Origin of the sequence: Demequina gelatinilytica, assembly GCF_000971115.1 — a bacterium.
Lineage (GTDB): Bacteria > Actinomycetota > Actinomycetes > Actinomycetales > Demequinaceae > Demequina > Demequina gelatinilytica.
On record NZ_BBLV01000002.1, the window covers coordinates 147,550 to 161,548 of the forward strand.

General features: G+C 72.7%; 15 protein-coding genes. 2 read left to right on the top strand and 13 right to left on the bottom strand.

The features are described 5' to 3' along the window. Positions 1–49: 49 nt before the first annotated feature. The 8 genes from AOM00_RS02070 to AOM00_RS02105 form a co-directional block, all read right to left on the bottom strand. Positions 50–550: a hypothetical protein gene (locus AOM00_RS02070; RefSeq protein WP_062516210.1), complete on the bottom strand. Its 501-nt coding sequence runs from the start codon at positions 548–550 to the stop codon at positions 50–52. Positions 551–612: 62 nt separating this feature from the next. Next, on the bottom strand, positions 613–1,086 hold the full coding sequence (locus tag AOM00_RS02075; protein WP_062516211.1) for a hypothetical protein: 474 nt from the start codon (positions 1,084–1,086) through the stop codon (positions 613–615). Between the two features lie 116 nt (positions 1,087–1,202). Continuing rightward, positions 1,203–2,081, bottom strand: a complete 879-nt coding sequence (locus tag AOM00_RS02080; protein WP_156158983.1) for a hypothetical protein — start codon at positions 2,079–2,081, stop codon at positions 1,203–1,205. A 134-nt stretch (positions 2,082–2,215) separates the two neighbouring features. Further along, positions 2,216–2,515 carry a PqqD family protein gene (locus tag AOM00_RS02085; protein WP_156158984.1) on the bottom strand — a complete coding sequence of 100 codons (300 nt, stop codon included), beginning with the start codon at positions 2,513–2,515 and terminating at the stop codon, positions 2,216–2,218. Continuing rightward, the gene (locus AOM00_RS02090) at positions 2,512–3,906 is read right to left on the bottom strand and encodes an arsenate reductase/protein-tyrosine-phosphatase family protein (RefSeq protein WP_062516214.1); all 1,395 of its coding nucleotides are present in this window, start codon (positions 3,904–3,906) and stop codon (positions 2,512–2,514) included. Before AOM00_RS02090 ends, AOM00_RS02085 begins: the two co-directional genes overlap by 4 nt. Positions 3,907–3,910: 4 nt before the next feature. Beyond that, the gene (locus AOM00_RS02095; protein ID WP_062516215.1) at positions 3,911–5,467 is read right to left on the bottom strand and encodes a tyrosine-protein kinase domain-containing protein; all 1,557 of its coding nucleotides are present in this window, start codon (positions 5,465–5,467) and stop codon (positions 3,911–3,913) included. A gap of 28 nt (positions 5,468–5,495) precedes the next feature. After that, positions 5,496–5,792: a PqqD family protein gene (locus AOM00_RS15555; RefSeq protein WP_062516216.1), complete on the bottom strand. Its 297-nt coding sequence runs from the start codon at positions 5,790–5,792 to the stop codon at positions 5,496–5,498. Beyond that, positions 5,789–6,751 carry a nucleotidyltransferase family protein gene (locus AOM00_RS02105; protein WP_169746796.1) on the bottom strand — a complete coding sequence of 321 codons (963 nt, stop codon included), beginning with the start codon at positions 6,749–6,751 and terminating at the stop codon, positions 5,789–5,791. The genes AOM00_RS15555 and AOM00_RS02105 overlap by 4 nt, the downstream gene beginning before the upstream one ends. A 160-nt stretch (positions 6,752–6,911) precedes the next feature. On the opposite strand from AOM00_RS02105, the gene AOM00_RS02110 reads away from it, so the two are divergent. Then, positions 6,912–8,378: an oligosaccharide flippase family protein gene (locus AOM00_RS02110; protein ID WP_062516218.1), complete on the top strand. Its 1,467-nt coding sequence runs from the start codon at positions 6,912–6,914 to the stop codon at positions 8,376–8,378. 136 nt (positions 8,379–8,514) lie between these two features. Beyond that, positions 8,515–9,444 carry a putative endonuclease domain-containing protein gene (locus tag AOM00_RS02115; protein WP_062516219.1) on the top strand — a complete coding sequence of 310 codons (930 nt, stop codon included), beginning with the start codon at positions 8,515–8,517 and terminating at the stop codon, positions 9,442–9,444. Positions 9,445–9,536: 92 nt separating this feature from the next. Here AOM00_RS02115 and AOM00_RS02120 read toward each other — a convergent pair whose 3' ends face one another. The 5 genes from AOM00_RS02120 to AOM00_RS02140 are packed head-to-tail and all read right to left on the bottom strand — an operon-like array spanning position 9,537 to position 13,873. Continuing rightward, positions 9,537–10,253 (bottom strand): sulfotransferase family protein, encoded by a 717-nt coding sequence (locus AOM00_RS02120; RefSeq protein ID WP_062516220.1) that lies wholly within the window; start codon positions 10,251–10,253, stop codon positions 9,537–9,539. Position 10,254: 1 nt separating this feature from the next. Next, complete coding sequence (locus AOM00_RS02125; RefSeq protein WP_156158985.1) at positions 10,255–11,163, bottom strand: sulfotransferase family protein; 909 nt, start codon at positions 11,161–11,163, stop codon at positions 10,255–10,257. Continuing rightward, positions 11,160–11,978 carry a sulfotransferase domain-containing protein gene (locus tag AOM00_RS02130; RefSeq protein WP_062516222.1) on the bottom strand — a complete coding sequence of 273 codons (819 nt, stop codon included), beginning with the start codon at positions 11,976–11,978 and terminating at the stop codon, positions 11,160–11,162. The genes AOM00_RS02125 and AOM00_RS02130 overlap by 4 nt, the downstream gene beginning before the upstream one ends. Before the next feature lie 43 nt (positions 11,979–12,021). Further along, positions 12,022–12,945, bottom strand: coding sequence for a sulfotransferase (locus tag AOM00_RS02135; protein WP_062516223.1), 924 nt, complete (start codon positions 12,943–12,945; stop codon positions 12,022–12,024). Between the two features lies 1 nt (position 12,946). Further along, a complete protein-coding gene (locus AOM00_RS02140) occupies positions 12,947–13,873 on the bottom strand; it encodes a sulfotransferase domain-containing protein (RefSeq protein WP_062516224.1) in 927 nt (308 codons plus the stop codon). Between the last annotated feature and the right edge of the window lie 126 nt (positions 13,874–13,999).

Genomic DNA, 13,999 nt, shown 5'->3' on the forward strand with positions numbered 1-13,999 from the left:
CCTCACACGAGCAATCGCGGACGAACCTCGCAAACCTCGCGCGCGACGCCTACGGGATGGTGACCGGGGTGGACGCGAGGTCGCTGCCGTCGACCGTCCCGTGGGCGGTGATGGTCACCGTGTCCCCCGCCGCGACACCGTTGAGGTAGAAGAGGCAGAACAGCGTCGCCCCGTTGTTCGACAGGTCGCCGTCGGAGAACACCCAGGCGGGGCTCGACCCGCTCACGGTCCACGGATCGCCCGGCTCCTCGAGCGTGGGGCTGCCGCTGCCGTTGTAGACCACCTCGACGTAGACGTTCTCGATCGGGGTGTCGGGCGTGCTGAAGTTCTGGACCAGGAACTGGATCTGCGCGCGGTCGCCACCCACGTCGTTGAGCTGGGCGTTGACGAACTCGAGCACCACCGAGCTCGCGGCGATCGCCGGGGAGGCGCTCGCGATCAGCACCGCCGGAGCGGTCCAGGCGGCGCCCTGCAGGACGCGTCGGCGGTTCATCCCATCGATGTTGGACTCGGCCATGGCATCCTCCTCGGTCAGGAGCGGAGCGGTCACGTACGCCTCAGGCTAAGCGCAGATTGTCGCGATTGCACGGTTTCGCGCAACAACCGTGCGTCTCAGAGCTCGCCGACGAAGGTCACCGACGCATCGTCCTCGCCCACGGTCCCCGACAGCGTCGCCGTGAAGGTCGACCCGTTGACCCCCTTATTGAACGCGACCACGAACTGGTCGGAGTCGGAGATGGGACCGGGAGCGACGAACACCACGTCCGCGTCACCCGTGGCGCCCGGGCTCCACGCGCTGCCGCCGGTGCTGACCTCGACCGAGGCGTCGGGCGCGTTCGTGGGCTCCCAATGGATGGCGAGGGTGGCGTTCTCGAGCACCACGCCCTCGGGCAGGTGCACCGTGACGCGGTAGAGGTCGTCGTTGCCGGACTCGAGGTTCTCGATGAACGAGCCGTCGAGAGGGTTCTCCGGGGAGGTCGCCGCCGCGGGGGACGATGCCGCGATCACGATGGCGGGCGCCGTCCATGCGGCAGCGATCAGTGCGCCTCGACGGGACGGCCCGTCGCGATCACGCTCTGCACCCATGCCGCACCTTCACCTTCGGACATTCCGCACCTTCAGGATAGGTGCGGCGTCCGTCGGCTGCGAGGGCCCAGGCACGGCGCCCCGCGATCACCGGTGCCGGTGCGTGACGGCGAGGCTCAGTGGAACTGGCCGCCCACGGTGCGCGTGAAGACCGTGGTGGAGGTGACCTCGGTGCCGGTCGCGACGAGCGTGAAGGTGCTCCCGACCTTGGGCTTCTTGAACGACAGCACGATGGCGCCGGGGGCGAGCGTCCCCGTGTACGTGAAGGTGGTGGTGCGCATGCCGGTCGACGGCGAGTCGTTGACTGCGGAGGCCTTGGTCCACCCGGAGATGTCGACGGTCGAGCTCTGGCCCTGGAGCCCCTCGGGCGTCCACGTCACCACGATCTTGGCGTTGGTGACGGACGCGCTCGACGTGACCTGGTAGGAGTACGAGCTGCCGGTCCCGGCAACCGGGTCGGCGACGGTCGCGCTGAACGCGTTGACGCTGCCGGCACGGGTCACCGTGCGGCTCCCGGTCACGGTCGCACCGTTCGACGTGGCGGACGCCGCGAGCGCCGCGTTGAGCGGGTACGGGTCCTCGCCTGCCGGGGCGAGCGTGAGCGCGAACGCGGTCGACGAGGTCGACGTCGCGATCGAGGCCGCGTACGTGGCGGTGTAGATGACCGACGTGCCGCTGGTGGTGGGGCCGGTGAGGACCCAGCCGGAACCCGAGGAGGACACGGGCGCCGCGGTCACCTGCGACGCGGGGACGGTGACCGTCACCTGCGTGCCCGTGAGCGGCTCGGAGCCGGCGACGCCGGAATTGGTCACCACAAGCGTGAGGACGCTGTTGACGCCGCTTGCGACGAAGGTCGAGGTCGCGAGCGAGACCGCACCGGGCGTCTGCGATGCCGCGGCCGGCGGCGAGGCCGTCGCGATCAGGACCGCGGGCGTGGCCCACGCCGCTCCCTGGACAATGCGGCGGCGCGATACACCGCTCTCAGCAACGCTCATCATGAACCCCTCAGCTCATACGCGCCGGGCCCTCCCCCAACGCGGGATCAGGGTACGGCCGCCCGGGGATCCTCGTAAAGCGAGGACCGGTCCGACCCGCCGTCATACCGGGACGAACAGGGACGAACCCGGCATCAGTCGACCTCGATGACGCCTCTCTGCAGCAGGGCCGCGAGGAACTCTCGGACGGCCGCCGCGGGGTCCTGTCCCGGCGGCGCACCGAAGACCTCGGCCAGGTGCTCGCCCAGCTCCGCGACCGTGATGTCCTCGCGGGCCGCGCGTACCAGCTCGGTGGCGACCGGGGACAGCAGCGACACCTCGTTGCCCGCGAGCACCAGCATCTGGCCGTCGCGCTCGATCGCGTCGTCCCACACGGACCTCACGCGCGCATCGTCCATGAGGGCCGGCACCGGGGGGACCTCGGCCGGGCTCACGCGGTCGCCCCGAGCAGGCGAGGCATGAGCGGGATCACGTCCCGCGCCTCCCGGTACCGCAGGCGTGAGACGCCGCCCACGGACTCGACCAGGTCCGCGAGCGTGTGGAGCTTGCGGGGCAGGCGCGCGAGGAAGGAGATCTGCTCGGCCAGGTGCGCGAGGCCCTCGAGGAGCGGCAGCTCCTCGATCACGGGCCTGTCGGCGTAGATGTCGCGCTCGATCAGCATCAGGCGGACGAGCCTCAGCGGCGCGCCCGGCACCGGCACCAGGTCGAGCGACTCGGGCCCCCACTCCTCCTTGAGGCCACCCGCCTTGCGCTCGAGGATCGACAGCGGCTTCGGGTACGGGAGGACGCGGCGGTCGGCGTCGACCGCCAGCGTCTCGTCGGTGACGTAGCCGTAGTGCGCGCCGAGCGTGCGTGCGAGCGTGGTCTTCCCCGTACCGGAGGGCGCGATGAAGCCGACCACCTCCCCGGTGGGTGCCGCGATCCCGGCGGCGTGCAGCATCACCATCCCGCCCACGCGCTGCTCGATGGCCCGCACGGTGATGGCGCTCGTGAGGAAGTGGATCGCGTGGGACGGGTCGCCGTACGCGAGGCCGCCCGCCACGCGCGCGGCCGCGATCACGGCAGGGTCGGGATCCACCGTGACCTCGATCGCGGACTCGACCGGCGCATCGTCCGCCCCCGGCACCAGGCAGCGGCTCCACATGCGCCGCGCCGCGGCGGCGACAGGTGCCACCCCGGCGCCCGCGAAGTCCACCGCGAGGCGCACGCCGAAGGCGTCGAGCCGCATCGCGTCCTCGCTCGGCTCCGGGTGGGAGGATGCCGGCAGCAGCGCCGCCCACACCGCCGCCATCCACGCGCACGCGGCGTCGATGCGGTCGCCCAGCTGGTGGACATGCTCCTCGATGGCCTCGAGGGGCGGGAGCTCGAAGTCGAGCGGGATCCGGGTGGCGGCATCGCGGCGGCGGCCGAGCAGCGCCGGATGCTCCGCGAGCGGCGCCGCGCGCACGGCGCCGTCGTACAGGAAGGCGAGCTCCGAGAGGGTGAAGGCCCGGCGCGCGACGTGGGGATGGCGCTGCACCAGCGTCTCCCACTCGGCCTTGGTGCCCGTCACGATGAGGTCCGCGGCGTCGACGATCGCCGCGCTGAGCGACCGCGTGCGGAAGCCCGCCGGGTTCGCCCCCTTGCGCTCGATCTCGGCGCGCGCCAGATCGAGCATCGGCTCGCCGTCCGCGGCGTCGAGACCCGCGCTGGTGACGCGGATCGCCTCCGCGCTCACGCCATGGCTCGCGAGATGGCGCCGGAGCATGCGCTCCCCCGCCGCGGAGCGGCCCGCGTTGTCGGAGTCGACGATGAGCACGCGCAGGCGTGCCGGGACCTCCCGCATCGCGTCAGGCCTCGCCGGGCGTGCGCGCCCCCGACTCCCCGCTGACCACGTGGTCCCAGTCGAGGATGCCCTCGGGGCGGCCCTCGCGCCGCTGGTCGGACGGCCGGCCTGCCGCGGCATGCTTGGGTCCGCCCGTGCCGGCCGCGCGCGGTGCCGCGACGGATTCCGCCGGGGCAGCCTTCGCCTCGCCCCGGCCCTGCTTGTGCTGGTACTCGTACGCGTAGGCGTAGCGGTCCTTGTGCGCCCCGCGGCGCGGGACCGAGTTGAGGATCACGCCGAGCGCGCGTCCCTTGACCTTGTCGAGGTTCTGGAAGGCGCGGTCGAGCACGTCGATGGTGGTCTTGCCGGACCGGGCGACCACGAGCGCGCCGTCGGTGCGCGCCGTCAGCACCGCGGCGTCCGTCACCGGGATCAGCGGCGGGGTGTCGATGATCACCATCGCGTGCTCGGGGAACCCGTAGAGCAGGGTCTTCATCGCGTCGGAGGCGAGCAGCTCGGACGGGTTGGGCGGGATGACGCCCGAGGCGAGCACGAACAGGTGGCCCGTCTCGCCGTAGGCCTGCAGCACGTCGCGCGTCGAGGCGCGGCCCACGAGCACGTCGGTGAGGCCCGCGCCCTCGACCAGGCCCAGCTTCTTGGCGATCACCGGCCGGCGCAGGTCGGCGTCGACGAGCACCACGTCGTGGCCGGAGTCCGCGATCGCCTCTGCGAGCGTGATCGCCGCGGTGGACTTGCCGTCGCCGGGCAGCGCGGAGGTCACCACGATGACGCGCGGCGGGTTGTCGACGTCCATGAACTGGAGGTTGGTGCGCAGCTGGCGGACCGCCTCCTTCATGGCGAAGTCGCTCGTGTCCACCTTCATCGCCGAGCGCGCGAAGGACGGGTCGAAGGGCAGCGCGCCCACGACCGGCGCGTCGAACTCCCGCTCCACGTCCTCGGTCTTGCGCAGCCGGCGGTCGAGCGCGGCCTTGACCAGCGCGTAGCCGATGCCGAGCGCGAGGCCCACGAGCACGCCCAGCACCACCGCGAGCTTGACGTTCGGGGAGGTGGGAGCGGACGGCAGCACCGCGCTGTCGAGGGTCTGGAGGCTCACCACCGAGGTGGTCTCACCGTCCGCGGAGCCCTCGTTCTCGAGGTCCGAGACCACCGCGGTCATGCCCGCGATCCAGGCCTCGGCAAGGTCGCGCGCGGCCTCGGGCGTGGGCCCGTTCGCGGCGACGCGCAGCACGGCCGTGTCGAGCGGATTCGTGACGGACACGCGGGCGACCAGCGCATCCGCGCTCGAGGACAGGCCCAGCTCCTCCGCGGCATGCTCCGCGACCTTGCGGGACTTCGCGATGTCCAGGTAGCTCTTCACGCGGGACTTCGCGTAGTTGTCGCCCACCAGCGCGCTGCCCAGGTCCTGGCTCGCGCCCGTGGTGATGATCGCGGAGCCGGTGGCCGTGTAGACCTTCGGCTGCGTGAGGGTCCACCCGAATGCGAGCAGGCCGCCCAGCACGGTGACCATGACGATCACGATCCAGTGTGCGCGGAACACCCGCAGGTAGTCCTGGAGCTCCATGGATCCCTCTTTCCTGTCCCTCGTCTGGTCAGTTTAGGGGCGCGACCCTCTCCACCAGTCCCAGCGCGGTCAACTCGGCCACGAACGCGGCGACCGCCTCAGTGATCTCCTCGGCACCGCCACCGTGCGCCGCGGCGAGCTCCCCGGCCACGTCGTCGATGGTCCGCGCGCCGTCGATGCGGGTCCAGATCTCGAAGGCCACGCCCTCGAACAGGTACGGCGACTGCTGCTGCTCGACCCGCGGCAGGTTGAGCACCACGGCGTGGTCGGCGTGCCTGACCTCTGCGAGCCCTGGCGCCTGACGCAGGGACGATGCGCGGGTCACGGCGCGCCGTCCTTGTCGGGGCGGGTGAGGGTGCGGTCCGTCTCGCCGCGGCGCGCGCGGGCCAACGAGGACACCACCCCGGGCGCGGCTCGAAGCCCGCGGCCCCAGCGCTCGAAGCGTGCCCGCACCAGCGCGGCTCGACCGGGACGGATCTCCGGATGGTCGCGCCGCAGGTCCTGCTCGGAGCGCCAGAACGCGTTCCAGATCAGTCGCGGACGGCGCCGCAGCGGCGAGCCCGCGATGATCTGCCAGTGCTGGACCGTCGACGAGCCCTGCGCGCCCGTGCGCACCCGCCACGCGTCGAGGTCAGGGTCCACGCGCGCGGGCGTCGGGGGCGGGAGCGCGACGAAGCGCTCGAGCACCGGTCGCGCGGTGTCCTGGCACCCGGTGAGGGAGGCGAGGCTCGCGAGGTCCGCGCGCTCCGTCTCCGAGAGCGACGGCAGGACGGTGTCGAGCAGCATCCGGACCTCGATGGCGTGACGCGTGGTCTGCGCGGGCGTGCGCAGGCTGTGCAGCGCGGCGATGAGGATGGCGCCGATGCGGTCGGGGATGCACACCTCGACGCCGGCCAGGGTGAGCGGGACGCGGCGCTCCCACAGCGCCTCGAACACGTCCGCGGGCTCCCGGAGGAATCCCGGGAAGCGCACGTGCACGTCGATGTCGCACGGCCAGGAGTCGTGGATGAGCGTCACGGAGTGCGTCGCGAACAGATGGGCGAGGTCGGAGTGCTCGCGCTCGTGCCAGCCGGCCGCGGCGAGGCCGTCGAGCATCGCGGCGAGGTCCTGGGGCGCCACCATCGCATCGGCATCGGCGCTGACCCGCGCGGGTCGCAGGCCGTGGTGGGCGGAGCCAGGTCCCTTGAGGAACAGCACGCGGATGCCGCGCGCACGCCCCACGCTGTCCACGAGGGCGTGGGCGAGCTCCACCGCATCCGCCGCGGCCAGCGCGCTGGGCTCCACGCGCGCCACACTATCGCCCGCGCGTGCGCTCCCCGGGGACGCGAGCGGCCCGCCAGGTAGAGTGCGAGCACATGTGATCGCACCCGGGGGTGAGGATGGCAGGTCGGCTCGCGCACCGCATCGCACCGCCCCGCATCGTCCCCGTAAGCCGGGTCCCGGCATGACGGACCTGGCGCGCGTCGGCGCGCGCGGCGGCGTGGTCGCGATCGTCACGCAGGCGGTCACCATGGCCGCCCGCCTGGTCTCGGTGATCCTGCTGGCGCGGTGGATCGCGCCGGAGTACTTCGGCCTGGTCGCGATCGTGGTGAGCCTGTCCGACATCGCGGTCGCGATCATCGGGCTCGGGCTGCCGATGGCGGTCGCGCAGGCGCCCGGGCTGTCGCACAAGGCGCGCAGCTCGCTGTTCGCGGTCAACGCGGGGCTGGGCGTGGTGTTCGCGCTCGCCTTCTTCCTGGGCGCGGACGCGATCGCCGCGCTCTACGACGAGCCGCGCATCGTGCCCCTCACCCGCTGGCTCGCCCTGGTGCCGCTGCTCGCGGGGCTCACCGCGCAGTTCCGCGGGCAGCTCATGGTGGATCTCAAGGCGGCGTCCTCGCAGGCGATCGTGGCGGCCACGCGCGTGATCGGCGTGGGCGCGGCGGTCGCCTTCGCCGCGGCGACCGGCAGCCCGTACGCGCTGGTGGTGCTCGCGGTGGTGCCGCAGGCGCTGCAGCTGCCGTGGCTCGCCTTCGCCGCGCGGTGGCGCCCCGGGCTGCCAGGCGAGTGGCGCGAGGCCGGGGGGCTGATCCGCGTAGGCGCGCACATCTTCGGGCTCACCATGGTCCGCAGCCTCACGCGCAGCATCCTGGTGCCGGTGATGGGCCTGTTCCAGCCTGCCGCGATGGTGGGCCAGTACGACCGCGCATCGCAGCTGTCCGCCACGCCCGTCAACTCGCTCACCGACGGCCTCCAGCAGGTCGCGATCCCCCTGCTCGCGCGGGTCCGCGACGACCGCGAGCGCATGATGCGCGCCTTCGACAGCCTCCAGGTCGCGATAGTGATGTCGATGGTCTCCGCCATGTGGCTCGCGGCTGCGATAGGCGAGCCGCTGGTGGTGGTGCTGCTGGGCGAGGACTGGCAGGTCGCCGGCATGGTCTTCCAGCTGGTCACCATCGGGGCCGGCTTCCGGCTGGTCGCGACGGTCCAGCAGTGGCTGTTCATCGCGGGCGAGGCCACGGCCGCGGGGCTGCGCTTCAGCCTCTGGAGCCAGCCGGCGGTGGTCGCGCTGTCGCTCGCGGGGCTGCCGTGGGGCGTGGTCGGGGTGTCGGTGATGAACGCGGCGGCGTGGCTGGTGTTCTGGCCGGTAGGCGCGGTGTTCGCCGGGAGGGCCGTGGGGGTGTCGGCACGGTCCGTGCTGGGCGGGACGGCCTATGCGACGGCGCTGTTCGCGGCGCCCATCGCGGTCGCGGCGGCGCTGCCGCGGCTCTGGGTCGACGGGAACGTGCCGCAGATCCTCGCGGGTACCGCCGCCGGGCTGGCGGTAGCGGGCCTGATGCTCGCCGTCAACGGACGCCTGCGGCGGACCTTCATGCGATTCGTGAGGCAGGTGACGGGCTCGCTGCGGCGGTCCTCCTCTTCGCCCCGCTGACACATGAAGGTGCGCACAGGGACGTGTGCGAGCACCCGTGTGTCAGCGGGGCGCACGGTCCCTCACGCCCGCCCTCCCTTCCACAGGTCGAGGCCCGCCGCGACGCTCGTCCTCGCAGGCGAGGCACGATGCGCGAGTGCCCCGGTCCCTCGAGCTCGATCGTCGCGTGGACCAGCTGGTCACGCGGCTCGAGTGGCGTGCGCCGGGAGCCATGACTCGCAGCGCGGTGCTCACGGCCGTCGGACGACGCGGGCTGGAGAACGCTGCGCGGCGGGGACGCATCGTCGCGCTGCTCCCCGGCGTCTACGTCGCGGCGGCGTGCGCCGATTCCCACGCGGTGCGGTGCGAGGCGGTGCAGGCGTGGTCGAAGGGGCGCGTGCTGATCGCGGGAGAGTCAGCGCTGCACCTGCTCGACACCCGCTACCCGGCTCCCGACACGGTCCGCTGCCTCGGTCCGTCGTCCTGGAACGCACGCGCTCCCGCATGGGTGGACCTCACGCGCACGCGGCTCCCGCGCGTGACGTCATCCCGCGGCGGAGTGCGATGCCTCCCGGCAGAGGCGGCGCTGCTCGACGCCTGGGCGTGCGCCCCAAGGTGGCGTCGCAAGGACGTGCTCTACCGCGCGCTGTGGCTCAGGATCGCGGGACCCCGGCGCCTGATCGATGCGGCGAAGCGACGTTCGCGCCTGCCGGATCGCCGGGTGTTCGACGGGATCATGGGCGAGTTCGTGACCGGGGCGACCTCGCCGACCGAGGTGATGGCACGGCGTGAGGTGTTCGTCGGACCGGAGTTCGCGGAGCTCGAGTGGCAGGTCGCGATGGTCGTCGAGGGACGGGACCGCACCGCCGATGCCGTTCATCGGAGCTCGCGCACCGTGATCGAGTGCGACGGCGAGGCGTATCACGGCAGCCGCGCCGGTAGGAGGCGTGATCGCGAGCGCGATACCGAGTTCGGCTCGGCGGGATGGCACACGGTCAGGTTCTCGTTCCAGGACCTGAGCGGGCGACCAGCGTGGTGCCGCCGCATGCTGCGGCTCACCATCGGCGCCCGGCTCGCGCCTCGCTGACACATGGAGGTGCGCACAGGTCCGTGTGCGAGCATCCATGTGTCAGCGGGACGCAAGGGGGCGGGACGCAAGGGGGCGGGGCGCAAGGGGGGCTAGAACCCGGCGCGCTCCAGGATCCGCGCGTGGAGCTCCTCGCAACCGCTGCCCGCGAGCGCCGCGACCGCCTGGTCCTCGAGCTCGCGGCGGCGCGCCTTCTTCTCCTCCGTGGGCACCGGCACCAGCCCGGCCATGCCCTTGCGCTGGTAGCCCGGGGTCTCGAGCAGGCGGGCGCGGATGCGCTCCTGCAGCTCCTCGTCGTACGGCTCCGCGTGGAGGTCGAGCCCGTAGCGCTGCTCGATCGCGTGGGCGGCGCCCTCGGGGTCCGCCGTGAATCGCTCGAACGGCAGCACCATCACCTGGTCCAGGTACGGGAGCATCCGCTGGTGGTAGAAGCGCCACCACTCGACCGCCAGCGCCGCATCCATGCGCGGGTCCGCGACCAGGAGCGACAGCACCGCGTCCAGCGGTCGGCGCACCACCAGCACGGCGGGCACGTCCCACCGGGCGGCGCGCGCGTACTGGCCCACCACGTGGAGGTGGTGGCCCAGCCGGAGCTCCGGATCGCAGGTCCGCAGGTACCGCACCAGGAAGGAGTTGCCCGAGCGCGGGAAGCCCTCGACCACCAGCGCCGTGTCGCGCATCGTCAGCCCCCGCGTGTGGCGGCGCAGGCGCGCGATCGCGCCGGTCCCCCACGCGGTGGCGCCGATGCGCCACTTGAGACGGCGCGCGGGAGGCAGCACCCGCGCGGTCACCGAGGTCTCCACAGCCACGTCAGCTCCCCACGAACTCGCGGACGTCGTCGAGGTCATGCATCGAGTAGCCGAGCGCGCGCGCCCGGTCCTCGTAGCGCTCGGCGATGCGCGTGTACCGCCCGGTGAGGGAGTCGACGCGGCTCACCACGGCCCAGCTCGAGCCGTACATCGACCACTTGAGGCCGGAACGCTGGCGCGTGGGCGACATCACGGGCGGGTGCGGACCCCAGCGGCGTGTGCGCTGGCTCTCCACGAACCCCCGGTAGGCGTCGGAGCGTGCCGCGTCGATCATCGAGGCGTCCAGCGGCTCGGAGAGCCCCAGGAACTCGGAGACCTTGCCCAGCTCCCGTGCGGGATCGCGCATGAGGTGCTCGTAGCGCAGGACCAGGAGGTTGCGGATCCCCGGGGCGTCGGCCGCGAGCCCCTCGTGGATGGCGAACCAGTTGTCGAGCGTGCCCTCGAACCGCAGCCCGAGCGTGGGAAGCAGCATCGGCAGCGACCGGTCCCACTTGTGCACCGCGAGCGCCTGGATGAGCGGATGGCGCGTGATGACGATGAACCGCGCATCCGGCCACACCGACTGGAGGAACGGCAGCCTCGCGACGTTGGGCGGCGACTTCTCCACCCTGAGCGAGGCATCGGAGGACCAGTACGGCTCCCACGCCTCCTCGATGGTCCGGCGCATGTCCTCGCGCATCGGCTCGGGCGCCGCGTCCTCGTGGGCCTCGGGATGGAGCGCCCAGCGCGTGGGGCCTCCCAGCTCCATCGCGATCGGCAGGACGGTCTGGAGGTGCTGGCCCTCGTCCTCCGGGACCCCGGTGCCCACCAGGCCCGCGATCTCGGACGATGCCGCCATCACCTTGGCGAGCACCGTGGTGCCCGAGCGGTGCGCGCCGCCCACGAACACCATCCGGTGCGGATCGCTCACGCCCACGGGATCTCCCTGCCGAGCAGCTGCGCGAGCTCGGCTGCATCCTGCTCGAACATCGGTCGCACGTACGCGACGTCCTCCTCGGGGATCCCCTTGTACTGGCGTGCGTTGCGCGGTGCGAGGTCGAGGCCCGCGAGGCTCGCCCCGCCCAGGCCCAGGAAGCCGGTCACCTCGGTGAGGAAGCCGGCGGGGTCCGCGAACATGTCGCTCGAGAGCCCCACGAACACCTGCTCGCGCGGGTAGCTCGCGAGCCAGCGGCGCAGCTGCGGGGCGTAGAGGCCGCGGCGCACGTAGCTGCATCGCTCGGCGACCACGCGGCGCTGAGCGCCGGCCGCGAGCGCCTCCCACGCGGCGGCGGTGCGCTCCTCCTCGCGGTCGACCGCCTCGCGGAAGGTCTCGACGTCCTCATGCCCGAGCGCACGCTCGTGATGGAAGTGCGAGAACGCGCGCTCGACGGGGTCTCGCAGCAGCGCGACGATGCGCGCGTCCGGCAGGAGCGCCGCGGCGCGCTCGGGCGCCTTCGGATGCGCGAGGTAGAACGGCGAGGCGTCTCCGGCGAGCCAGTCGCGGGACTCCCCCGCGCGTGGGAAGTGCGCGCGGTACCAGGCCTCGCCGCGCGTGTGGTGGTGGTCGAAGTAGTGGACCTCCTTGCGGAAGGCCGGGCGCACCGCGTCGAGCTGCTCGAGGTACTCGCTCAGGGACGTGGTGCCGGCCTTCTGCGCGCCGATGATGAGGAAGTCCGGCAGGACGCGCGCGCCGGAGGTCGCGCTGCGCGCCATGAACTCCGTGGTACTCCTCAGCCCGTCGAGCATGGCGCCACCATATAACAGTGCAATCCCGGCATACCGGACGCGCTCACGGGAGCCCCGAACGCGAGGCGGGCACCCCCACGCGCACGTCCGCGGTGAGCGCGTCGACGGCGGCGTTCTCCTCCTCCGTGAGGCTTCCGTGCCAGTAGGTGGCGACGGCGCCCACGTCACGATGCCGGTCGTGGGTGCGCGTGGGCGTCTCGCGCCCGCCGGCGCGGTACTTGTCCTCGAGCGCGCGCACGGCGTCCTCGGAGAGCTCGAGCCCGCAGAACTCGTAGAGCCGCTCGTAGACCGCGCGCGGCTGCTCGAGCACGTCCTCGACGGACACCCATGCGATGTTGGCCAGCCCCGCGGTGGTCGCGCTCGCGTGGCCGTAGCCGAGCCTCCACAGCGCGGCGCCCGTGGCCGCGGAGCCCGACTCGGCGAGCGTGAGCGCGTCCTCGGACAGCGCCCAGGGGGCGTCGCCCCCGGGGTCCAGGCGTCGCTGGATCCCACGGATGTCGAAGCTCCACCCGAGCCGCTTGAAGCTGGCCGCTACGGCGTGCGGGTCGCGCATCGTGATGACGGTGGGCACCGCGAAGCGCGTCGCGATGCGCGCGACCAGGAAGATCGCGAACGGGTCCTTCCAGATCACATGATCGGGCGTGGGCCCCCAGCGCAGCGCGCGTGCCGAGACACGGCTCTGCCCCCCGACCACGTACTTGCCCAGACGCCGCAGCCCGCGGTCCTCCGGGAACACCCCGCTGCGCAGGCGCAGCCGGAGGTCGAGGATCGCCTGGATGTCCTCGTCGTGGTCGCGGGTGTCGCCCACCGTGGGGAAGTAAGCCTCGATGGAGCGCAGCCCCGACTCGTAGTTGAGCGGCTCGTAGAGGAACCGCGTGCTGGGCGCGAAGCCGAGCACCTCGCCGATGGGCGTGGTGCCCGAGCGCGGCACCCCGGTCACCAGGATGGTCCGATGCGCACGCGCCATCTCAGTACCCGTAGCGCTTCCGCAGGGGCGCGGTGACCAGGCCGACGCGGCGCCGCGTCCCCGCCGGCAGCGCGGTGCGCCACTCCGAGTCGAGCCGCAGCCGCGTCGCGCCCACCCGCATGCGGGAGGGGTTGCCGGCCACCGTGTGGCAGGCCGCGAGGTCGATCTCCCCGGCGGGGCCGATGCCCGGCACGCCGTCGCTCGGCAGCCCGAGCCGCTCGAGCGCGCCCCCGAGCACCCCGGCGGGATCCGCCACGGCATCCTCGTAGCGGACGCGGACGTAGCCCGAGGCCTTGCGGGCGAGCGACCCCGCGACGGCGTTCATGCGCAGCCAGATCCACCCGCTGCGCTCGGGCACCAGGCGCGTGATCTCCTCATGCGAGCCGGCACCCGCATCGGTCCGCGTCACGGCCTTGGTCCACGAGTACGCGACGCCCCGCGGATCGCGGACCACGTGCAGCACGCGCACGTCGAGCCGCTCGGAGCGCGCGAGCACGCTCGCGACGGTGGGGTGCTTGCTCGAGTCGATAGGGATGCGCCCGCTCTCCTGATGCGCCGCGACCAGCACCGCGGTGTAGAAGTCGAGGTACTCGCGCACCCGCTCCAGGTAGTCGCCGCGCTCGACCAGGAATCGTGGCAGCAGGTCGTGGCGCACGCGGCCCAGGTCGTGGAACAGCACCTTCATCCGGGGCGCGTCGACCTGGTCCCAGCCGCCGAAGGCGCGCTCCCCGACCGCGGTCCAGAATGGGCAGCCCTGGAACGCGAGCCCGCATCCGCAGAGCTCGCCGCCCATGATCCCGCGCTCGGGCAGCAGCCCCACCTCGCCCAGCGACATGAGATCGGGCGACTGGCCCAGGATGCGGTCGATGAGCGTGGTCCCGCTGCGGCCCCACCCGGCGACGTACACGACCGGCACCTTGTCCACCACGCGCGGATCCACCTCCAGTCGCGCCCGGTGCGGGCGTCGGTTCGTCCCCTTCGTCCCGACTCTAGCCAGCCCGCGACGCGCGTGGCTAGACTGCCGATGCCCGTCAGCCCAGGCACGTCAGCGAGG

Coding starts and splice junctions, on each gene's coding strand:
- AOM00_RS02075 (WP_062516211.1), bottom strand. CDS start 1,086: ATGGGTGCAGAGCGTGATCGCGACGGGCCGTCCCGTCGAGGCGCACTG.
- AOM00_RS02080 (WP_156158983.1), bottom strand. CDS start 2,081: ATGAGCGTTGCTGAGAGCGGTGTATCGCGCCGCCGCATTGTCCAGGGA.
- AOM00_RS02090 (WP_062516214.1), bottom strand. CDS start 3,906: ATGCGGGAGGTCCCGGCACGCCTGCGCGTGCTCATCGTCGACTCCGAC.
- AOM00_RS02095 (WP_062516215.1), bottom strand. CDS start 5,467: ATGGAGCTCCAGGACTACCTGCGGGTGTTCCGCGCACACTGGATCGTG.
- AOM00_RS02110 (WP_062516218.1), top strand. CDS start 6,912: ATGACGGACCTGGCGCGCGTCGGCGCGCGCGGCGGCGTGGTCGCGATC.
- AOM00_RS02130 (WP_062516222.1), bottom strand. CDS start 11,978: ATGCTCGACGGGCTGAGGAGTACCACGGAGTTCATGGCGCGCAGCGCG.
- AOM00_RS02135 (WP_062516223.1), bottom strand. CDS start 12,945: ATGGCGCGTGCGCATCGGACCATCCTGGTGACCGGGGTGCCGCGCTCG.